The 21481-nt window shown below is 39.2% G+C and carries 17 protein-coding genes; 11 read left to right on the top strand and 6 right to left on the bottom strand.

Going from position 1 to position 21481, the window contains the following annotated elements; translation table 11 throughout:
* The first annotated feature begins 34 nt into the window (after positions 1 to 34).
* From BA1379B_RS05695 to BA1379B_RS05675, 5 genes are read left to right on the top strand one after another with little or no spacing between them, the layout of a single operon-like run.
* On the top strand, positions 35 to 667 hold the full coding sequence (locus BA1379B_RS05695; protein WP_078692493.1) for a LolA family protein: 633 nt from the start codon (positions 35 to 37) through the stop codon (positions 665 to 667).
* Positions 667 to 1485, top strand: a complete 819-nt coding sequence (locus BA1379B_RS05690; protein ID WP_078674028.1) for an exodeoxyribonuclease III — start codon at positions 667 to 669, stop codon at positions 1483 to 1485. The genes BA1379B_RS05695 and BA1379B_RS05690 overlap by 1 nt, the downstream gene beginning before the upstream one ends.
* Positions 1486 to 1538: 53 nt before the next feature.
* Entirely contained in the window at positions 1539 to 3023 is a 1485-nt protein-coding gene (locus tag BA1379B_RS05685; RefSeq protein ID WP_078674027.1) for an efflux transporter outer membrane subunit, read from the top strand.
* Positions 3023 to 4243, top strand: a complete 1221-nt coding sequence (locus BA1379B_RS05680) for an efflux RND transporter periplasmic adaptor subunit (protein WP_442855934.1) — start codon at positions 3023 to 3025, stop codon at positions 4241 to 4243. The genes BA1379B_RS05685 and BA1379B_RS05680 overlap by 1 nt, the downstream gene beginning before the upstream one ends.
* A gap of 3 nt (positions 4244 to 4246) precedes the next feature.
* Positions 4247 to 6229, top strand: a complete 1983-nt coding sequence (locus BA1379B_RS05675) for a MacB family efflux pump subunit (protein ID WP_078692491.1) — start codon at positions 4247 to 4249, stop codon at positions 6227 to 6229.
* A 175-nt stretch (positions 6230 to 6404) separates the two neighbouring features.
* On the opposite strand, the gene BA1379B_RS05670 is transcribed toward BA1379B_RS05675, so the two are convergent.
* The 5 genes from BA1379B_RS05670 to BA1379B_RS05650 form a co-directional block, all read right to left on the bottom strand.
* Positions 6405 to 7100, bottom strand: a complete 696-nt coding sequence (locus tag BA1379B_RS05670; RefSeq protein WP_078674024.1) for a YdcF family protein — start codon at positions 7098 to 7100, stop codon at positions 6405 to 6407.
* 4 nt (positions 7101 to 7104) lie between these two features.
* Positions 7105 to 8079, bottom strand: coding sequence for a cell division protein FtsX (locus BA1379B_RS05665; RefSeq protein WP_035006503.1), 975 nt, complete (start codon positions 8077 to 8079; stop codon positions 7105 to 7107).
* The gene (gene ftsE, locus BA1379B_RS05660) at positions 8072 to 8731 is read right to left on the bottom strand and encodes a cell division ATP-binding protein FtsE (RefSeq protein WP_035006504.1); all 660 of its coding nucleotides are present in this window, start codon (positions 8729 to 8731) and stop codon (positions 8072 to 8074) included. Before ftsE ends, BA1379B_RS05665 begins: the two co-directional genes overlap by 8 nt.
* A gap of 101 nt (positions 8732 to 8832) precedes the next feature.
* Entirely contained in the window at positions 8833 to 10788 is a 1956-nt protein-coding gene (acs, locus tag BA1379B_RS05655; RefSeq protein ID WP_035006505.1) for an acetate--CoA ligase, read from the bottom strand.
* Positions 10789 to 11110: 322 nt separating this feature from the next.
* Positions 11111 to 11791: a YggS family pyridoxal phosphate-dependent enzyme gene (locus tag BA1379B_RS05650; protein WP_035006506.1), complete on the bottom strand. Its 681-nt coding sequence runs from the start codon at positions 11789 to 11791 to the stop codon at positions 11111 to 11113.
* 147 nt (positions 11792 to 11938) lie between these two features.
* Between BA1379B_RS05650 and leuS the strand changes: the two genes are divergently transcribed.
* Together leuS and BA1379B_RS05640 are read left to right on the top strand one after the other, a co-directional pair.
* Complete coding sequence (gene leuS / locus BA1379B_RS05645; protein WP_078674022.1) at positions 11939 to 14563, top strand: leucine--tRNA ligase; 2625 nt, start codon at positions 11939 to 11941, stop codon at positions 14561 to 14563.
* Positions 14550 to 15146, top strand: coding sequence for a hypothetical protein (locus tag BA1379B_RS05640; RefSeq protein ID WP_035006509.1), 597 nt, complete (start codon positions 14550 to 14552; stop codon positions 15144 to 15146). Before leuS ends, BA1379B_RS05640 begins: the two co-directional genes overlap by 14 nt.
* Before the next feature lie 165 nt (positions 15147 to 15311).
* On the opposite strand, the gene fsa is transcribed toward BA1379B_RS05640, so the two are convergent.
* A complete protein-coding gene (gene fsa, locus BA1379B_RS05635) occupies positions 15312 to 15965 on the bottom strand; it encodes a fructose-6-phosphate aldolase (protein WP_078674021.1) in 654 nt (217 codons plus the stop codon).
* 292 nt (positions 15966 to 16257) lie between these two features.
* Between fsa and BA1379B_RS05630 the strand changes: the two genes are divergently transcribed.
* The 4 genes from BA1379B_RS05630 to atpA all read left to right on the top strand — a co-directional run bounded on the left by BA1379B_RS05630 (position 16258) and on the right by atpA (position 21467).
* Entirely contained in the window at positions 16258 to 18486 is a 2229-nt protein-coding gene (locus BA1379B_RS05630) for a primosomal protein N' (protein ID WP_078692490.1), read from the top strand.
* Positions 18487 to 18547: 61 nt separating this feature from the next.
* The gene (locus BA1379B_RS05625) at positions 18548 to 19162 is read left to right on the top strand and encodes a hypothetical protein (protein WP_235692221.1); all 615 of its coding nucleotides are present in this window, start codon (positions 18548 to 18550) and stop codon (positions 19160 to 19162) included.
* 185 nt (positions 19163 to 19347) lie between these two features.
* Complete coding sequence (gene atpH, locus BA1379B_RS05620) at positions 19348 to 19932, top strand: ATP synthase F1 subunit delta (protein ID WP_078692489.1); 585 nt, start codon at positions 19348 to 19350, stop codon at positions 19930 to 19932.
* Positions 19932 to 21467, top strand: coding sequence for a F0F1 ATP synthase subunit alpha (atpA, locus tag BA1379B_RS05615; protein ID WP_078692488.1), 1536 nt, complete (start codon positions 19932 to 19934; stop codon positions 21465 to 21467). Before atpH ends, atpA begins: the two co-directional genes overlap by 1 nt.
* Positions 21468 to 21481 lie beyond the last annotated feature (14 nt).

Below are 21481 nucleotides of genomic sequence, written 5' to 3'. Positions count from 1 at the left end.
AGTATGTATGGTGAGCACATGAGGAGCATGATGTATGAGGGTGTATTTTTTTACGTTAAGAAGAACGTTTAGTCTTATTTTGTTATTTTTTCTGTTGAGTAGTCCTGCTTTTTCGCAGTCAGCAAAGCAGTTTGCTCGGGCTCAGAATATTATTAATCATTTTGCGGCGATCAAAGTGATGACAGGGGATTTTATTCAATTTAATCCAAAGGGAAAAATGACAAAAGGAACATTTTATTTAGAGCGTCCAGGGAAAATTCGTTTTAGTTACAAAGGCGTGCCATTGCAGGTTATTTCAGATGGTAAATCTGTAGGGGTTAACAATCGGGCTTTAAATACATGGAGCTTTTACAAGTTGTCTCAAACACCAATGAAATTTTTATTAGGGAATGTGATTCATTTATCGTCAGAAAATTTGTTAGCATTTCGAGAGGATCCGACAACAATCATGATTGTTTTACGGGATAAAACAATTGGAAAAGGGCAAATAAAGATGATCTTTGATTCTCAAAGTTATGCGTTGCGACAATGGGCAATTCTTGATCAACAAAATTTAGAAACAACTGTTAAAATCATGAATGTGCGTACAAACGTTAGATTTTCTGATGATATGTTCGTCATTCCCCATAAAAATACTGTGACGCTACAAAGTCGGAATAACAATTAATGCTTTTTCATATTGCTACTTGGAATATTAATTCTATTCGTTTGCGCCTTTCCCAGGTTCTTCAGTATTTAGATATTTTTTCTGTAGATATGTTATGCTTACAAGAAATAAAATGTCCAGATGATTTATTTCCACGTCAATTTTTTGAAGCAGCAGGTTATCAGCATATCGCATTGAGTGGTCAAAAATCTTATCATGGCGTGGCGATTATTTCTCGTTTGCCTTTTATTAGTGTTGAAAGGCGTTTCTTTTGTCAAAAAGAAGATCGTCGTCACCTTTCAGTTGTTATTGAACTTCATGGGAGAAAAATTCGGATTCATAATTTTTATGTTCCTGCTGGTGGTGATGAACCTGATGTAAACAAAAATGAAAAATTTCGTCATAAACTCGATTTTTTAGAAGAAATGTCTTCTATCCGTGCGGATCAGGGAGATGGTTTAGAGTCTCTTTTGTTAGGTGATCTTAATATTGCTCCTTTGCCAGAGGATGTTTGGTCTCATAAGCAATTATTGAAGGTTGTTAGCCATACGCCGATTGAGACAGAGCGTTTACAAGCTTTATGTTGTGAAGGTGGATGGGTTGATTTGATGCGGATGAAATTTCCAATTCCTACTAAACTTTATACCTGGTGGAGTTATCGTGCACGTGATTGGGCACTTTCTGATCGCGGTCGACGGCTTGACCATATTTGGTCTTCACCAAATTTAGTGCCTTTCGTTAAAGAACTTGCAATTTTTCGTGATACACGGGGATGGCCTCAGCCTTCAGATCATGTCCCAGTACAAACTTTATTTGATTTTTCAGGCAATTTAAAATAAGCATTGAATGAAGAAAAGGAATGGATTAATTCTCGAAGAATGCAGAGGAATGGATGAGGATCAGTCATTTAAAACAGATTCTATCAAAAGGGTTTTTGCATCCTTTTTGTCTGTTTTTTTTTGTTCTGCCAGGGTGTGTTGTTGGCCCCGATTATCGTAAAACATCTTTTTCTGTTCCAGCAATTTGGGGGCAACATTCTTCTGTACAAACTCTTGAACATTCCGCTACACTTGCGGGTTGGTGGCGAAATTTTAATGATCCGATTTTAGATGCGTTGATTCATGATGCAATCGCTGCAAATAATAGTATTGCGGTTGCGAAAGCGCGGGTTCGTGAAGCGCGGGCTAGTTTAGGGCAATCGATTGGACATCTTTCGCCAAGTATTTCAAGTTCCATTGTCGGCACTCATGGTTCTAGTCAGTCTGATACTTCTTTGAGTCAATATCGTGGTGGTTTTGATGCAAGTTGGGAGCTTGATCTGTTTGGGGGACATAAAAGAGCAGTTGAAGCAGCACGTTATGGCCTTGATGCGGCGGTAGAGGATCTGCGGGCTACAATGGTTACTCTTTTAGGAGATATCGCAACGAATTATGTTGAAATGCGTGGTTGGCAACAAAAACTGTCGATTGCGCGCTCTATTGCTGCGTTGCAGCGAAAAACAGCGCAATTAATAGAGGCTAAATTGAAAGCTGGGGACATCTCAGAGCTGGATAATTCAAATGCACGAGCACAAATGATCAATACAGAGGCCGATATTTTACAGATGGAAGTGAATTTATCGATGAGTATTCATCGTCTTTCTGTTTTAACTGGGCGTGTGCCTATAGCATTACAGGATTTTTTGCAAAAAAGCGCTAAAAAGAAACAGATTCCAAAACCAAAATGGCCAATCTCTGTGGGAATTCCTGCTGATATTTTGTTGACACGTCCAGATTTACGACGTGCTGAGCGTCAATATGCTCAAGCGACAGCGCGAATTGGTCAACGCGAAGCAGAACGTTACCCTTCATTAAGCTTAACAGGTAATATTTCTACAACAGCAGAATCCGTGGGTCAATTAGCAAAAGGTTCGACGATTGGTTGGTCCTTTGGACCAAATATTCGCTTTCCTTTTTTTAATGGAGGACAAGTGGTTGCCTCGATTGCTGTAGCGCGTGCTCAGCGTGATCAAGCTTTTATTGCTTATCGAGCGGCAGTGTTAGGAGCTTTAGAAGAAGTAGAGAATGCATTGGTGCGATTGTACAAAGAACAACAGCGTTTAAAAAAGTTATTGGCTGCAAATGCAGCTTATTCACATTCATTGAAGCTTTCGCAAGACCTTTTTGAAAGTGGTAATACCAGCTTTCTCGAGTTACTCAATGCTTATCGTTCCTACTATTCTTCGCAAATGTCATTGAGTGATAGCTCTATCACTTTGGCAAAGCATTATATCGTATTGATGAAGGCATTAGGAGGAGGATGGAATGGTGTCGTTGATGTATCTCGTCCAGAGGTCGTTGATAAGATTACCAGTTCACATGTGAGGGCGAAACAATGATGAAATATCTTATGGAAAAATATGCAACCATAAAACGCAAAAAGCTTTTTTTATTTTGCAGTGTGGTTATTATCATCTTTGCCTTTAAGATGCTCTTTGTTTTATTTGGGAGTAAAAATACACCAAATTATATGACAGCAGTGGTTACGCGTGGTGATATTGAAGAAACGGTTTTAGCTTCTGGAATTGTGCGTCCTTATCGATTGGTGGCTATTGGTGCGCGTGCAACAGGGCGTGTGGTTTCTGTCCGTGTTTCATCAGGAGATTTTGTAGAAGAAGGAGATCTTATAGCAGAGATTGACCCTACGGATCAGGAAAATGATCTGAAAAGAAAAAAAGCAGTCTTGTCCTATTATTATGCGAGTTTAAAAGAGCATGAAGCTTATCTCACTTTGGCAAAACAAAATTTAGAGCGTCAAAATAAACTGATTGAAGCACGAGCGGTTTCACGTGCTAATTTTGATGATGCAGTCACGCAAGTCAAAATACGTGAAGCTCAAATTGCTCAACTTCAGGAACAGATTGTGCAAGCACAAATTGATGTGAGAAGTGCAGAAGTGAATTTAAGCTATACGAAGATAACAGCGCCTTCTTCAGGAACAGTTTTAGCAACCGTTGTCGAAGAAGGACAAAATATTAATGCAACTCAGTCAGCACCGACAATTGTTATTTTAGGAGATTTGACGAAAATGACAATTAAGGCGCAAATTTCAGAAGCGGATATTTTAAAAGTTCATGCAGGACAAGATCTTTATTTCACCATTTTAGGAGACGCAAAACGTCGTTATGAGGGATCATTAGAGACAATAGAACCTGCTCCTGAAGATATTCGTAGCGATATTAGTATTAATCCTAACATGTCGGGATCGAGCTCTTTAGCGTCATCAGCTATCTATTATAATGGGCTTGTGCATGTTAACAATAAAGATCGTTTTTTGCGCACTTATATGACCGCTCAAGTGCATATTATATTAGGGCGTGCTCGAAATGTCTTGTTGGTTCCAAGTGATGCTTTGCGCAATGAGACAAAAGAGCGTAAAGCATGGGTGCAGCTTTTGGTTGGTCGCGATAAAGTGATTACAAAACAAGTAATAGTCGGACTCAATAATAAAGTGATGGCTGAGATTGTTTCTGGGCTTAATGAGGGGGATGTGGTGGTGGTTGGTGCACGAGATGGATTGCTCGTATCTTCTAATTTACAGAGTGAAAATAGGGCTTAAAACATGATAACAGAATCGAAGGATACTGTTCTTGTCTTGGAAGATGTCGTCCGCGAATTTCGTGCAGGTGAGACATTGATCCGTGTTTTAAAAAACATTAATTTAACCATTAAGCGTGGCGAGATGGTTGCAATTGTAGGAGCATCAGGTTCAGGAAAATCTACGCTCATGAATATTTTAGGCTGTCTGGATCGACAAAGTTCAGGGCGCTATTGGATTGCTGGTAAAGATACGGCTTTGCTTTCAGCAGATGATTTATCAGCTTTGCGACGCAATCATTTTGGTTTTATTTTCCAGCGTTATCATTTGCTCAAAGAATTAACGGCTCTTGGAAATGTTGAAATTCCGGCTATTTATGCAGGATGTTCAGTAGAAATAAGAAAACAACGTGCACAGAGCCTTTTAACACGTTTAGGAATGCGTGATCGGATGGGCCATTATCCCAATCAGCTCTCAGGAGGGCAGCAGCAACGTGTTTCAATTGCTCGTGCTTTAATGAATGATGCTGATATTATTCTTGCAGATGAACCAACCGGTGCTTTAGACAAAAAAAGTGGTCAAGAAGTTTTGCATATTTTAGATGAGCTTCATCAAGAGGGACGGACTATTATCATTGTAACGCATGATATGCAGGTCGCCGAAAGGGCAGATCGTATTATTGAGATCAGTGATGGGGAGATTATTTCTGATACTGTTTCAAAAATTAACAAAACACCTAATAAGGAACACTCTTTTCAAAAAGAAGGTAATTTCAAAAGTACTCAACAGTTGGGAATTTTCCGCGCTTTTATGGGACGTTTTGGTGAAGCGTTTGTTATGGCTTTATTGGCCATGAATGCCCATCGAATGCGGACTTTTTTAACAATGCTTGGGATGATTATCGGTATTTCTTCAGTTGTTGCGATGATTGCTTTGGGAAATGGTACCCAGAAAAAGATTCTTGAAAATTTAAAGAGTTTCGGGACCAATACTTTGACAATTATGCCAGGTAAAAGCTTTTCTGATCCACAATCGGGAAAAATAACCAGTTTAGTGGAGGCAGATGCAGAAGCACTGTCTGAATTGCCTTATGTTGCTGGTGTTACGTCTCAGATTTCGGTAAGCTCGATGGTGTATTATAATGCAATTGAAACAAAGGCTATTGTTGTTGGTGTAGGAGAACAATTTTTTGAAATACAGGGGCTGAAAATCATTCAAGGAAGGTTATTTGATCAATCAAGTGTGCGTGATCGGGCTGTTGATTTGATCATAGAAAAAGAGGCGCTTTCTGTTCTTTTTCCCCATAGTCAAGAAAATCCTATTGGAAAAATTATACGTGTGGGGAATGTGCCAGCTCGTATCATTGGTGTTGTGGATTCACAAAACAATAGCGGTGTTTCAGATACAATACAGATTTATTTGCCTTATACGGCAGTACAAATGCGCTTTCTTGGTAGAACAGATGTTCGTGCTATTATTCTTAAAATTGCTGATAACGTTGATTCACATTTAGCAGAAACTATGATTCGGCGTTTGTTAATTATGCGGCATGGGCAAGAAGATTTTTTTATTAAAAATTCGGAAGAGTTTCGCAAAAAAATTGTGAATAGTACAGATATTTTAACGCTTTTAGTGACTTCAATTGCAGCAATTTCACTCATTGTGGGCGGAATTGGAGTCATGAATATTATGCTTGTTACTGTTTCTGAGCGGATTAATGAAATTGGGGTACGTATGGCGATTGGTGCACGTCAGAGTGATATTTTGCAACAATTTTTAATTGAATCAATTTTGGTTTGTCTGATTGGTGGAAGTTTAGGGGTTCTCTTTGGACTTGCTATTGGGGGGATATTTATGTTGGGAAATTCTCCTATACAATTGATTTATACTGTTCGTTCAATCATAATAGCTGTTCTCTTTGCAGCCTTTATTGGGGTAGGCTTTGGTTTTTTTCCAGCACGAAAAGCTTCACGGCTTGATCCTGTCGTTGCTCTTGCACGGGATTGAGAAACTTCATTCAAGAGGATGATGACTCTTTTCGTAATTGTAAGAGCAAAGGATGGTCTTGTTTATAAGATTGTTGAGTTGTTTTTGGAATGTTAAGAGTTAAAAATATCTATGATGCAGGGAAATATGAAAAAAGGATTGATTGTCTAAAGTGAAAAGACAGTTGAAAATTTTTTTACAAAGAAGACAATATGATTCTTATTTTTACACTGATGCTTTTGATATATTCAAGGGCAAGAAGACGTATTTGATTGGCTTGTTTTATCCAGTTATCCGCAACATTTTGTTTTATCGGATAGGCAATAAAATTGACGTCAGGCATTAAATATTTAAACTCAAGTAAAGAACGGATCATATGATAATCGTGAGTAACGATATAAAGTGTTTTATAGCGATGCTTTTTGATCCAATGAGCACTTTCTTTAGCGTTTCCTTGAGTGTTGACTGCTTGATGATCAATGTCAACACAACAGGAAAAGAGTCGAGGATTGATGTTCATGATACGGATCAGTCTGTTGGGATGTGTTGTTGTGTTCACTCCGCTGATTAAGAGTCGCGAACCAAGCTTTTTTTGTAAAAGCTTTAATCCTGTTTCTATTCTGTTTTTTCCTCCTGTAAGGACAATAATAGCATCAGCTTTCGGTAAAGGCTGTGGAGGAGTAAGCTGCCCAACTTTTTCAGTAAAGGCAACAAAAGTAAAACAAAAAATGAGAATGATGATCAAAATAAAGAATGCTGTTGGTGGCAAATAGTAAAAAAATCGTTTACGTTTTCTCGTAACATCTATTCTGTATTTAAGAAGAGAATTTTGCGGTCTATCATGGGCAAAATTGTTATGCGAAAAATTGGGATCAGGAGTATTGTGGGTCATAAAATTAAAATAAGCCGTTGTCGCATTGATCGATTTTTTTAAGTTGTGCGAGAATCGTAATTCGATTGGTAAGCGCTGTGATGATAGCAACACAAAGAATAAGAATGAAAATTTTTCCATAGGTGGTCAAACTAATGGAAAAGTGCCCAAATAAAGCGATAATTTGACGCGTTTTTTCTAAACCTAAATTGTAATTTGTCCAAAAAAGAAAAACATTAAAGAGTAGTATACTGATCACACCGCCATATAATGCACCGCGGAATGCAGTTTTAAAAAAATGCCAATCAAACTGTTGGGCAATGAAGACGGTTTCAGTACCCAGAAAATATAAGACATTAATGATATGTGCATTTTCTGCTAGCGCGTTACATGTAGCGAAAATAATTGTAAGGATTAATGAGCCAAGAATGAGAGCTAGAATTGCAAAACCAATAAAAACAGTTGTTTGTGTCATAGTGCTAAATCGATTCATCCAAAAGCGGTGATCATCGAATTGACCACCTGGAATTTGTGTTTTAATAGCGTGACTGATTGCTTGAAAATCAATTTTTTCATTTTCTTTCAAAGTGACAATGATAAGTCGGGGAATGGGAAATTCTTTGAGGGATATACCTGTTCCAAGCCATGGTTCGAGTAATTGTTCAGTGGCTCTTTGATCAATAATTTTGGCGTTTTGTACACCTTGAAATGTTTTCACTAATTTAACAGCATCATGGAGAGATTTTTCAATATCAATATTTTCAATTGGACGGATTTGAATCGTTGCTTCATAGCTTATTTGACTGCTCCAGTTATTGGCAGCGCGTTGTATTAAATCAACGCTGATTAATGTTAAGCTTGAAAGAAATGTCATAATAGCAATGACTGCAACTAATGCTTGCCCAGAGATATTATTACTAGGAATAAGAGGTGTTCTTTTTCCTTTATCAGCTGTAAAGATGCGTTTTAGAATGTAGAAAATGGAGGAAGATTTATTCATAAATTGTCATCCGTCCTTGGTGAAGAATTAAACGCCGCGCTGAAACTTGCTCCATCAATGAGATATCGTGGGTAGCAATGACGACAGCTGTGCCAAAACGATTTAATTCAATAAATAAGCGAAGTAAGCGCGATGCTAAAGATGGATCAACGTTTCCTGTGGGCTCATCTGCGAGAAGAATTTCGGGTTGATCAATAAGAGCACGTGCAATCGCTACTCTTTGTTTTTCTCCACCTGAAAGGACGGGTGGTAAAACATGAATATAATTTCCAAGACCAACCCATCGCAAAAGATCTTCCACTTCACTGCGATAGGTTGCTTCTTCTTGTCCTTTGATGCGTAAAGGCAGAGCAACATTTTCATAAGTTGTCATATGATCAAGCAATCGAAAATCTTGAAAAACAACCCCAATACGTCGTCGTAGAGCAGGAAGCTCTCGTCGTTTAAGTAATGCTGTATCATTGCCAAATAAATCAATGTGACCACGATTTGGTTTGATTGCAAGAAACATAAGACGCATCAACGATGTTTTTCCTGATCCAGAAGCTCCGGTTATAAATTGAAACGACCCTTCGGGAATGTGAAAGCTAATATCCCGGAGGATTTCGGGTCCCATTCCATAGCGCAAACCAACATTTTCAAAACGAATCACTTTTAAATACCACTTCTGTTTTTGGAGTGAATATGATGACAATGCTCTCTTAAGCACTTAATTTACTTTCTTTTTCCAATGTTATTGTTCTATTGGTAACCTCAATTATTTTCTATATTTTGCCGGTTTGCAATAAGATCATCGATGACTTGTGGTTCGGCAAGGGTTGAAATATCTCCTAGGGTATCAAGATCATTTTCAGCAATTTTTCGCAAAATACGTCTCATGATTTTTCCTGATCGTGTTTTGGGCAATTGGGCAGTAAATTGAAGTTTATCTATTATTGCAATAGCCCCAATTTCTTTTTTTACATGTTGAATAAGATTTTGGTGTAACTCCTCACTTGATGTTATCCCTTCCATTAAGGTTACAAAACTATAAATTCCTTGTCCTTTAATAGAGTGAGGATATCCTACAATAGCTGCTTCTGAAACAGAAGGGTGTGAAACAAGGGCTGATTCAAGTTCAGCAGTTCCTAGTCTGTGACCAGAAACATTAAGTATATCATCAATTCGTCCTGTAATCCAATAATAGCCATCGCTATCCCGTTTACATCCATCGCCTGTAAAATATTTTCCTTTATATGTGGAAAAATATGTTTGGATAAAGCGCTCATGGTTATTATAAAGGGTGCGCATTTGACCAGGCCATGAATCAGCGATACAAAGGCTTCCTTCTGCTTCTCCTTCCAAAACATTTCCTTGCGCATCAATGATTTGTAAACGGATGCCAAAGAATGGATGTGTAGCTGATCCCGGTTTGAGTGTTGTTACTCCGGGGAGAGGAGTGATGATATGTCCTCCTGTTTCTGTTTGCCACCATGTGTCAAGAATGGGACAACGGCTGTCTCCAATGGTATGATAAAACCATTCCCATGCTTCTGGATTGATCGGTTCGCCTACTGTTCCTAAGAGGCGAAGAGAGGTTCTTTGAGAGCGGGTGACATATGAGTCTCCTGCGCCCATTAAAGCACGAATAGCCGTTGGTGCGGTGTAGAGTGTATTGACTTTATGTTTATCGACAATATCCCAGAATCTCCCTTTATCAGGGAAAGTTGGTGTGCCTTCGAACATTAAGGTAGTCGCACCATTACATAAAGGTCCATAGACCAAATAAGAGTGGCCAGTGATCCAGCCAATGTCAGCTGTACACCAATAAATTTCATGGGGATGGTAATCAAAAACATATTGATGTGTCATCGATACATAGACAAGATATCCACCTGTTGTATGCAGAACACCTTTTGGTTTGCCTGTTGATCCTGAGGTATAGAGTATAAAAAGAGGATCTTCTGCATTCATTTTTTCAGGGGGACAATCAGTTGGAGCTTGAAGTGCTTCTTCATGGTACCAGAAGTCACGTTCTGCAACCCAGTTAATTTTTTCATTTGTGCGTTGTATGACCATGACGTGGTTGACATGCACATTGTGGCGTGCTGCTATATGAATAGCTTGATCAATATTCTCTTTTAAATTAATTGTTTTTCCTCCACGTAAACCTTGATCAGCAGTAATGATAAAAGTTGATTCACAATCAATGAGACGCCCTGCAATCGCTTCAGCAGAAAAACCAGCAAAGATAACTGAATGAATAGCTCCAATACGGGCACATGCGAGCATAGCGTAAGCTGCTTCAGGAATCATTGGTAGATAGATGGTGACTCTGTCTCCTTTTTTAATACCGTATTTTTTTAAGATGTTTGCAAAACGACAGACTTTTTCATACAGAGAATTATAAGTTATTTTTTGATCAATATTGGGATCATCACTTTCCCAAATAAGTGCGATTTGATCACCGTGATTTTTTAAATGACGATCAATGCAATTATAAGCTACATTGGTAATTCCGTCTTCATACCATTTAATCGATACAGAGTCATTAAATGAAGCGTTTTTTGCCTTTGTGTAGGGTTTAAACCATTCAATACGGCGACCATGTTTTGCCCAGAAAGCTTCTGGATTGTTAATGCTTTCTTGATACTGTTGTTGGTAGGTTTCGTAGTGAATGAAAGCATTTTTTTTGAGATGCATTGGTACTGGATAAGTTTTTTCAGACATTGTTTCCCCCCTATTTTATTGATGTCAAAAAGATTGCTCTGTTGCTCTCTTGTTATGCTATTTTTGAGATACATTGGATCTGGTAAGTTTTTTCAGACATTGTTTCCCTCCTATTTTATTGATATCAAAAAGATTGCTCTATGGCTATCTTGTTATTCTATTTTGGGGACAACTTTTTCATGAGTACTTTGATAAGAATGAAAATTTTATATTTAACTTAGTTTAAGTCATAGGCTTGAATAGTTAATTTTATGCAATGAAGATCAAAAAAGCTTTTTTATGTGTGTTTGTAAAAGGTGGAAAGTCTTAAAAAAGACAATCATTAAAAGGAGCGGGGACCAAATAAAGCTGATCCAATACGAAGAACATTTGCACCAAATTGGAGAGCGATTTTAAAGTCATTGGACATGCCCATAGAGAGTTTTGAAAGACCAATTTCTTTTGCAAGTTTTGCTAAAAGAGCAAAATAAGGGCCGGGATTTTCTTGAATAGGAGGGATGCCCATCAGTCCAACGATATCAAGCCCATAATTATTTTTGCATTGAGCAACAAAGGCTTTCACTTCGTGTGGAAAAATGCCACTTTTTTGTGGTTCTAATCCTATATTGACTTGGATATAGCAGGGGAGATGCTTTTTTTGCTTGTGCATTTCTTCTGCTAGGCTTTTAGCTATTTTTTCTCGATCAACAGTTTGAATCACATCGAAGATTCTGACAGCTTCTGCTGTTTTGTTGGATTGTAAGGGACCAATAAGATGAAGTTCGATTGTGTTGAATTTTTGTCGTAAGGAAGGCCATTTTTCGGCTGCTTCTTGCACGCGATTTTCAGCAAAAAGGGAGTGGCCTGCTTGTAGAAGAGGAACAATATTGTTTGCGGCAACAGTTTTTGAAACAGCAATGAGTTGAATATTCTCCACGGGGCGATGATAGTCATGACATGTTTTGGCAATGTCTTGTTGAAGGTTTTTCCACGCGTCAATAGAGGAAATATGAGGTATATTCATAGGGGTGTGCTTTCTGTTTTTATGCAAGAATGAGATAATTTTTTTATAAAAGCTTTAAAATAATTCATGAAAAGGTTGACGATAAAGTTAATCCGTGGTGAATCTTGCAAGAATTTTGAAGTTAATTTTATAAAGAGTATAACGGGAATGATAAGCGAACGCTATAATCCACGTGCACAGGAAAAAAAATGGCAAGCGATTTGGGATGAAAAGAAAATTTTTCAAGTCGCTGATAATGGTGAGCATGAAAAATATTATGTTTTAGAGATGTTCCCTTATCCTTCTGGACGTATTCATATGGGGCATGTGCGCAATTATACTATGGGCGATGTTGTTGCCCGATATAAGCGGGCAAAGGGATTTCATGTGCTACATCCAATGGGATGGGATGCTTTTGGAATGCCTGCTGAAAATGCTGCCATGCAAAATAAAGTCCATCCTAAAGTATGGACCTATGACAATATCAAGGTCATGCGAAAGCAGTTGCAGCAACTGGGTTTTTCTTTGGATTGGTCCCGTGAATTTGCTACATGTGATGTCGACTATTATCATCGTCAACAAATGTTATTTCTGGATTTCTATCAGAAGGGGCTTATTGCACGGCAGGTGGCTAAAGTTAATTGGGATCCCGTTGATCAAACAGTTTTAGCGAATGAACAGGTTGTTGATGGTCGTGGTTGGCGTTCTGGTGCATTGGTTGAACAACGCGAATTAACCCAGTGGTTTTTCAAAATCAGTGATTTTAGTGATGATTTATTGGCGGGACTTGAAACGCTTGATCAGTGGCCAGAAAAAGTACGCATTATGCAAAAAAATTGGATTGGCAAATCACAGGGGCTTCTGATTCGTTGGGCTTTGCATAAAACCAATATAGTGGATGATGTCTGTGATGCATTTGATGAGATTGTTTGTTATTCAACACGTCCTGAGACTCTTTTTGGTGCTTCTTTTTTAGCACTTTCTGTTGATCATCCAATTGCAAAAGCTTTAGCGCAAAAAGATAAGACACTTGATACTTTTATTAAAGATTGTCAGTGTCATGGTACTACAGAAGCGGCATTTGAGACAGTGGAAAAACAAGGATTTCGTACGCCACTTTTTGCTCTTCATCCTTTTGATCAGACGGTGCGTCTTCCTGTTTATATCGCTAATTTTGTTCTCATGAATTATGGAACCGGAGCTATTTTTGGCTGCCCTGCTCATGATCAGAGAGATTTGGATTTTGCTCGAAAATATAATCTTGCTGTGCGTCCAGTAATTGTACCAAAAGAAAGTGACGCTAAGCAGTTTGTCATTGCTGAAACAGCTTATATGGGCGACGGCGTGATGATGAATTCAGGTTTTTTAGATAGTTTGACACCGCAAGAAGCTTTTCAAATGGTTGCTGAACGGCTTGAGAAACAGTTGCTCAAGGATCAGCCTCAAGCACAAAAAACAGTGCAATTTCGATTACGGGATTGGGGAATTTCGCGTCAGCGTTATTGGGGCTGTCCGATTCCTATAATCCATTGTACGGATTGTGGTGTCGTGCCTGTCCCACGTGATGATTTGCCCGTTGTGTTACCCGATGATGTCACTTTTGATCAGCCCGGTAATCCACTTGCGCGCCATGATGAATGGCAAAGGGTGGTTTGTCCTTCTTGTGGTCAGTTGGCAAAACGTGAAACCGATACAATGGATACTTTTGTTGATTCTTCTTGGTATTATGCACGCTTTACAACACCCCATGCCCAAGAACCAATAGACCAGAAAATAGCAGCGCAATGGTTACCTGTTCAGCAATATATTGGTGGGATTGAACATGCGATTTTGCATCTTTTATATGCACGTTTTTTCACACGTGCAATGAAGATGATAGGCTATGTTTCGGTAGATGAGCCTTTCAAAGGCTTGTTTACGCAGGGTATGGTTGTTCATGAAACCTATCAAGATGAGAAAGGATGGGTTTCGCCAGCGGATGTCGCAATTGTTGAAAAGGATGGAAAACGTCATGCCTATAAGTTGACCGATCAAAGTGAAGTAAGGATTGGTTCAATTGAAAAAATGTCCAAATCAAAAAAGAATGTCGTTGATCCTGATGACATTATCGCTTCCTATGGGGCGGATACTGTACGCTGGTTTATGTTATCGGATTCTCCTCCTGAGCGTGATGTCATTTGGTCGGAATCTGGAATTGAAGGGGCGCACCGTTTTGTGCAGCGTGTTTGGCGTTTAGTGGCTTTAAGTGCTCCGGTTTTAAAGGAAGCAAAGTCATGTGCAGGACAGCAAGGAGCTGCTTTGGAGCTTTCCAAAGCAGCCCATCGCACACTTTGTGCTGTAGAAGATGATTTAGAAAAACTCGCTTTTAATCGAGCTGTCGCACGCCTTTATGAATTATTGAATGTGATTGCTTCCTCTTTAAATAATATAGAAAATGCTGAAGATGAGATGAAGTCTGCACTGCGTCAAGCAATGGATTTTTTCATTGCAATGATCGCTCCTATGATGCCTCATTTAGCAGAAGAATGTCATGCTGCTTTGGGTGGGAATACACTGATGTCGCAGTGCGCTTGGCCTGCTTATGATTCTGCATTAACGGTTGAGGAATATATTACTTTACCAGTGCAAATTAATGGCAAAAAACGAGGGACTGTCACTCTTGCTGCAGTGGCTGATAATGCGGCAATTGAAGAAGCGGTTTGTGCTCTTGACTTTGTCCAAGCACACTTAGCTGGCAAATCTATTAAGAAAATGATTATTGTTCCAAAAAGGATTGTTAATGTCATTATTTAATGGATTGAGTGTTGCTATTTTTTCTTGTTTGTTTGCTTTTCTTAGTGGATGTACCGTTGAACCACTTTATCGTCAGGTTTCACAGGGATCGACATCCGCAATTTCTCTTTTGCATGGTGGGACATCAGAAAAGATTTCTACAGGACTTTCTGAGAAATTTGCAGCCATTGTGATTGAAGAACCCTCTGATCATTTCAGTCAAATGGTTCGTAATCATTTATTGTTTCTTCTCTATGGGCATGGAGGAAAGCCTTCTGTACCTCTTTATCAATTGTCATTGCAAACATCGGTTTTTACACGAACATCTTTCGAGATAGATATAGATAATGACCAGGAAGGGGATGGAAGGGGACACCCTTCTGTTGGGACAATTGTGAGTAGAGCTTCTTATCTTTTAAAGACTATGAACAATGAACTTATTGCGAAAGGGGCAGGAACAATAAGGGCTTCTTTTGATCGACTTCGTCAAGAATATGCAACGGTGCAAGCTGAAAAAAATGCGCAAAAACGCGTTGCTGAAGAATTAGCTGAACGCATTTTTATGTTGCTTGCAAAAGATCTCGCAAAAAATTCTTCTTTGTAAAAGCTCAAATTCTTTCACAATTAAAAGGATATGAAGAAGTTTTAGACACGGTATAGCCAAAAAAATCTTATTCTCGTCCCTTCAATTTATATTTTTGTTTGTTTCAACATCCCAGTTGAGATGTTTGAAGAAGAATCATAATATTTGTAGGGTTTTAAATGCTTTTTAAGCGATGCTTTGTCCCGTTTTTGCCCAGTCCGCCGCAAATGTTTGTAAGCCCTGGTCGGTTAGAGGATGTTTAATCAGATTTTTTAGGATTGCTGGTGGAACAGTTGCAACATCTGCACCACTTAATGCTGCTTCTTTAACGTGATTGACAGAGCGGATAGAAGCAGCCAAAATTTGAGTGTTGAAATTATATTGGTCATAAAGAGTACGAATTTCATGGAGCAGTTCAATACCATTATATCCACAGTCATCGATTCTTCCGATAAAGGGTGAAATAAATGTTGCACCTGCTTTTGCAGCTAACAAAGCTTGATTGGCCGAAAAACAAAGGGTAAGGTTTGTTTTTAATCCTTGTTCAGTGAGGGCTTTACAAGCTTTTAATCCATCAAGTGTTAAGGGAAGTTTGATGCAAATATTGTTGGCAATCTTTGCTAAAACAGCCGCCTCTTTCATCATATTATCGAAGTCAGTTGCAACAACTTCAGCAGAGACTGGTCCGCTGACAAGAGCGCAAATCTCTTTGATGGTTTCCAGAATATTCCGTCCAGATTTGAGAATGAGAGAAGGGTTGGTTGTGACACCATCGACTAATCCTAAATTTTGTAATTCTTGGATATCTTCTCTGTGAGCACTATCCACAAAAAATTTCATTTCACATCTCCTTGGTTTTTAAAAGTTTGTTTTTAACACTTCCATTGGTTCTTTTTGTCTATGTTATGCGTCATTCTTTATAGAAAAAGCAAGGATTTGGTTGATGGATAGAGAAGTGGTACAAAACGTCTTGAGACGAAAGAAAATCGATGAAAAAAGTCTCTTATCTTATTGTTTCATTCTGGGATAGTTATTGGATTGGTTATATAAAGCACAGACCAGGGAAAAAATAGGGTAGTACAAGAATAGAAAAATGCGACAATAAAACCAAAGTACTATTGATGAAAAGGTGATGTCCATTGTGACAGAAATGAAAATTGTTTCGGTTGTGGTGCCGATCCCAGTTTTTCAAGCTTATAGCTATGGGGTAGAACCGCATATAGAGGTCAAAGTTGGTTCTTTTGTGCGTGTTCCTGTTGCAGGACGCGAGATTTGTGGTTTTGTGGTTGCTGTTGGTGAGTCGATCTTTGAAGAAGAACAAAAGGATCATTTAAAGAACATAACCGCTGTTTCTGTAGCGCGTGATAAATTGCGCTTTGTGACGCACGTTTTTGATTGTCCGCCATTAAAAGCTGAGATGATCGCGTTTTTGCGTTTTGTTAGTCAGTATACCATGACGCCTTTCGGTCTTATCGCGGGGTTAGTTTTACGTGTACCGACAGCTTTAGATCCAGAAGAAAAGATGGTGGGACTGCGTTATTGTGGAGGGAATGTGGCACGATTAACACCAGCACGATCGCGCGTTTTAGACTTGGCGCGTGATGGAATGATTTGGAATCGTTCTGATCTTGCTCATGCGGCCAAAACTGCGCTTTCCGTGGTAGATCTTTTAAAATCACTTGGGGTTTTTGAAGAAGTTATGGTGCCAGCACAAGCAGTGGTTGCTCTCCCTGATCCTGATTTTTGTCCACCTGTTTTAGAAGGAGCACAGAAAGCGGCAGCGAATGTGTTGCGAGAAGGTGTTTTGTCTTCTCAATTTCAGGTTTTTTTGCTTGATGGAGTTACGGGATCTGGAAAAACAGAAGTCTATTTTGAAGCGGTAGCTCAAGCGCTAAGGGACAACAAACAGGTTTTGATTTTACTGCCAGAAATTGCTTTAACACAACAATTTTTAGACCGTTTTCGTGCGCGTTTTGGAGCTTCAGCAGCTGAATGGCATTCTGATTTAACCCCACGTCGTCGTGAACGTGTGTGGCGGCAAGTTTTAGAAGGAAAGGTGCGGGTTGTTGCAGGAGCGCGTTCAGCGCTTTTTTTACCCTTTCTGGATCTTGGATTAATCGTTGTTGATGAAGAGCATGATGGTGCTTATAAACAAGAAGAGCGTATTTTTTATCATGCGCGGGATATGGCTGTGGCGCGCGGATCTTTTGAGCGTTGTCCTGTTATTTTATCATCAGCGACTCCTTCCATTGAAAGTCAAGTGAATGTTTTATGGAGGCGTTATCAGCGGGTGCATTTGCCTTCACGGTTTCAAGCAGCAGCACTGCCGGATTTGCAAGTCATTGATATGCGTAAAGGGGGTGTAGAAAAAGGACGCTTTATTTCTTCTGTTCTTGAACGAGCTTTAAGAAAAACTTTGGAAAAGGGTGAGCAGGCGCTTTTGTTTCTCAATCGGCGTGGATATGCGCCTTTAACACTTTGTCGAATGTGTGGACATCGTTTCCATTGTACGGATTGTTCAAGTTGGTTGGTTGAGCATCGTTTGCGAGGACAGCTTAAATGTCATCATTGTGGTTATTATGAACCTCTTCCAGAAGCGTGTCCAGAATGTGGGACATTGGATCATTTAGTGGCTTGTGGGCCAGGGGTGGAAAGAATTGCCGAGGAAACACAGAGACTTTTTCCACAGGCACGGTTGCTTATTTTATCTACTGACTTAAAAGGAAGAATCAGTCAATTGCGGCGAGAATTAGAAGCAATTGCAAAGGGGGATGTGGATATTATTATTGGAACACAGTTAGTTGCTAAGGGGCATCATTTTCCCGGATTGTCTTTGGTTGGGGTGATTGATGCTGATTTAGGGCTTGCCAATGGTGATTTACGTGCAAGTGAACGTACCTTTCAACTTTTGTCTCAGGTTACAGGGCGTGCAGGGCGTATGGGATTAGAAAGTTTAGGATTGTTGCAAACATATCAACCAGATCATCCGGTTATAAAAGCTTTGCTTTCACAACAGCGTGAGGATTTTTATAAGCGTGAGATTGCAATACGCCAACATGATGTTTTGCCTCCTTATGGACGACTTGCAGCTTTGATTATTTCTTCGGAAAAACGCCAAGTGGCGGAAAATTATGCCCGTGCATTGCGCCAGGTTGCACCATCGATGAAAGGTGTATCGGTAATGGGGCCTGCAGAAGCACAGTTGGCACTTGTGCGGGGGCGTTATCGTTTTCGCCTATTATTTCATGGGCAGCGCTCTTTTGATTTACAAGGGTTTATTCGTGTTGTTCTATCTCGTGCACCAAAAAAGCCTAGTTCGGTTCGGGTTCAGATTGATATTGATCCGCAAAGTTTTCTCTGAAAAGTTTAGGGATATTTGTTTGTTAAAAGACTGTTTTAAAGGGGGAGTTGTTTTGAAAAAGATGGGATTTATCCTTTTTATTTTGAGTTGGTTTATTGGGACAGGAGCGCACGCATCGGTTTCTGATGTCATTAAAAATAATGAAAAAAAGGAAATGAAAAGTGCCGATGCGACTGTTTTTGTTTTTACTTATCGCTTAATAAGAGAAGTGGAAAAAGTTTTTCAGCCAATCATTGCTTCTCCACAAAAAACAATGCAGTCCCTTTGTGGTTTTCCAGTTGTAAATGCTCGCCAGTTGGTTTACGCCTACGCGGTTTTTTATGATGATATAATTTTGCAAGATATTATGGCCTTTAATAAATTATTGAATATTGATCATAAGGCTGTTGTCGGACCTTTGACAGCACAAATTTTGCAGCATTTAAAAAATCATCGCAAATTGATGGAAAAGGCACGTATATTGGATCTTTCAGGAGATGTTGTGAAAGCTCTTTTGATGGATGAAAGTTTTAAAATCGATATTTTATTATCCAAAGTTGGACAAGAAATTTCCTCTTCAGTGTTCGACACCTTTCATGAAGGAGATATGAGAAACTTAAATCAGGTCTCAGCCAAGATTAAAAATGGACTCAAAAAAAATTGTGTTCCTCATCCATCAACTGAAAAGCTATTTTAATTATTTTAACGAAAAATTTTCAAAAAGCACTACTTTGTGGTGTTGCGAGTCAATTATGTCTATGCTAGAGATTGGAAAATTTTTTGTTCTGAGTTTCAAGAAAAAGATTTTTAGAATTTGAAATATGTGGTCCATTTTTTCTGATCAATATCAGAGAATCCCTTAAGGAAAAGAGGCGGTATTTCGTGTCAGATTCAGTTTCTCTTGTCCCATTGCCGCTCGTGAGCCAGCGTTATGCAAAAGCTTTTTTTGATTTGGTTCAAGAAGCAGGATGTGTCGAACATGTGGAAAAGGAAGTGGCGTCTTTATTGAACATTTTAGAGCAAAATGAGGATTTAAAATACTTTGTGCACAGTCCGTTTTTTTCAGAAAAAGAACAAAAGGAAGCGTTAAATGTCCTTTGTGAAACTATAGAATTTGCGCATGAAGAGGCAGGTCGTATTTTTCGCAATTTTTTAGGGGTTATCGCAGCTAATCGTAGGCTTTTTGCACTCTCTAGTATTTTACGTGCTTTTCAGCGTCATATTGTTCTTTTCCGGAGAGAGTTTTTTGCGCAAGTTGTTTCTGCATATCCATTAAATGCTGATCAGAAAGAAATGTTGCGCACGGCATTGGAGAATGTTGTGAAAGGAAAAATTGTATTACAATTTTCCAGTGATCCAACAATTCTTGGTGGGTTTATCATTCGTTTAGGGTCATGTCAGATTGATGCGTCCCTTATAACAAAATTATCTTCACTTAAGCTTGCATTGAAAAAAGAGGTCAGCTGATGGATATTAGACCGTCTGAAATTTCAAAAATCCTAAAAAAACAAATCAAAAGCTTTGACCAAAAAGCTGAAGTTTCAGAAGTTGGTTGGGTTTTATCTGTGGGTGATGGAATTGCTCGCGTTTATGGTTTGGATAATGTCCAGGCAGGTGAAATGGTTGCTTTTTCCAATGGTGTGCAGGGGATGGCGCTGAATTTGGAAATGGATAATGTTGGGATTGTGATTTTTGGATCAGATCGTGACATTCATGAGGGCGATACCGTTAAGCGGCTCGGGGCTATTGTGGATGTTCCTGTAGGGCCTGCTTTGCTTGGTCGTGTTGTTGATGCACTCGGTAATCCCATTGATGGAAAAGGTCCTATTAAAGCGAAGGAGCGTCGTCGTGTTGATGTTAAGGCTCCTGGTATTATCCCACGTCAGTCTGTGCATGAGCCAATGTCAACTGGATTAAAGGTTATTGATGCCTTAATTCCCATTGGACGTGGGCAGCGTGAATTGGTGATTGGTGATCGTCAAACAGGAAAAACAGCGATTTTGCTCGATACATTTTTAAATCAGAAGCATTTTCATGACAATGATACTGAGGAAGATCAAGACAGAGTATATTGTATTTATGTGGCAATCGGTCAAAAACGTTCAACGGTTGCACAGTTTGTTAAAGTTTTAGAAGAACGCGGAGCTCTTGACTATTCAATTATTGTTGCAGCGACAGCTTCTGATCCTGCTCCGATGCAATTTATTGCTCCTCTCGCTGGTTGTGCTATGGGAGAATATTTTCGTGATAATGGTCAACATGCGTTGATCGGTTATGATGATCTTTCTAAACAGGCTGTTGCTTATCGTCAAATGTCTCTTTTGTTACGTCGTCCTCCTGGTCGTGAAGCTTATCCAGGAGATGTTTTTTATCTGCATTCTCGTCTTTTGGAGCGAGCTGCAAAGCTTAATGCTGATTATGGTTCTGGATCTTTAACGGCACTGCCAGTAATTGAAACACAAGCCAATGATGTTTCTGCTTATATTCCAACCAACGTGATTTCGATCACTGATGGTCAGATTTTTCTGGAGACAAATTTATTCTATCAAGGGATTCGTCCTGCAGTGAATGTTGGTCTTTCTGTTTCACGTGTTGGTTCTGCTGCTCAAATTAAGGCAATGAAGCAGGTTGCTGGTTCTATCAAGGGTGAATTAGCGCAATATCGGGAAATGGCCGCTTTTGCGCAATTTGGTTCAGATTTAGATGCGTCAACGCAGCATCTTTTAAATCGTGGTGCACGTTTGACCGAGCTTTTAAAACAGTTACAATTTTCACCACTTAAAGTAGAAGAACAAGTTGTTGTTATTTTTGCTGGTGTGAATGGTTATCTTGATTCATTAGCTGTTTCTGATGTTGGGCGATTTGAACAAGGGCTTTTAACACTACTCCGCAATAATCATGTGGAGCTCTTAGAGGCGATTGCTGAACAGAAACAAATAACGGATGAAATTAAAAGACAGATGGTTGTTGTTCTTGATTATTATGCAAAGAATTTTTCTTAATTGATTGGTGGAAT

The sequence above is a fragment of the Bartonella sp. A1379B genome (assembly GCF_002022485.1).
Classification (GTDB): Bacteria; Pseudomonadota; Alphaproteobacteria; order Rhizobiales; family Rhizobiaceae; genus Bartonella; species Bartonella rochalimae.
Note: the sequence above shows the minus strand (reverse complement) of the source record. Positions and strands in the feature narration are given on the sequence as shown.

Coding starts and splice junctions, on each gene's coding strand:
- BA1379B_RS05695 (WP_078692493.1), top strand. CDS start 35: ATGAGGGTGTATTTTTTTACGTTAAGAAGAACGTTTAGTCTTATTTTG.
- BA1379B_RS05690 (WP_078674028.1), top strand. CDS start 667: ATGCTTTTTCATATTGCTACTTGGAATATTAATTCTATTCGTTTGCGC.
- BA1379B_RS05685 (WP_078674027.1), top strand. CDS start 1,539: ATGAGGATCAGTCATTTAAAACAGATTCTATCAAAAGGGTTTTTGCAT.
- BA1379B_RS05680 (WP_442855934.1), top strand. CDS start 3,023: ATGAAATATCTTATGGAAAAATATGCAACCATAAAACGCAAAAAGCTT.
- BA1379B_RS05675 (WP_078692491.1), top strand. CDS start 4,247: ATGATAACAGAATCGAAGGATACTGTTCTTGTCTTGGAAGATGTCGTC.
- BA1379B_RS05670 (WP_078674024.1), bottom strand. CDS start 7,100: ATGACCCACAATACTCCTGATCCCAATTTTTCGCATAACAATTTTGCC.
- BA1379B_RS05665 (WP_035006503.1), bottom strand. CDS start 8,079: ATGAATAAATCTTCCTCCATTTTCTACATTCTAAAACGCATCTTTACA.
- acs (WP_035006505.1), bottom strand. CDS start 10,788: ATGTCTGAAAAAACTTATCCAGTACCAATGCATCTCAAAAAAAATGCT.
- BA1379B_RS05650 (WP_035006506.1), bottom strand. CDS start 11,791: ATGAATATACCTCATATTTCCTCTATTGACGCGTGGAAAAACCTTCAA.
- leuS (WP_078674022.1), top strand. CDS start 11,939: ATGATAAGCGAACGCTATAATCCACGTGCACAGGAAAAAAAATGGCAA.
- BA1379B_RS05640 (WP_035006509.1), top strand. CDS start 14,550: ATGTCATTATTTAATGGATTGAGTGTTGCTATTTTTTCTTGTTTGTTT.
- fsa (WP_078674021.1), bottom strand. CDS start 15,965: ATGAAATTTTTTGTGGATAGTGCTCACAGAGAAGATATCCAAGAATTA.
- BA1379B_RS05630 (WP_078692490.1), top strand. CDS start 16,258: ATGTCCATTGTGACAGAAATGAAAATTGTTTCGGTTGTGGTGCCGATC.
- BA1379B_RS05625 (WP_235692221.1), top strand. CDS start 18,548: ATGGGATTTATCCTTTTTATTTTGAGTTGGTTTATTGGGACAGGAGCG.
- atpA (WP_078692488.1), top strand. CDS start 19,932: ATGGATATTAGACCGTCTGAAATTTCAAAAATCCTAAAAAAACAAATC.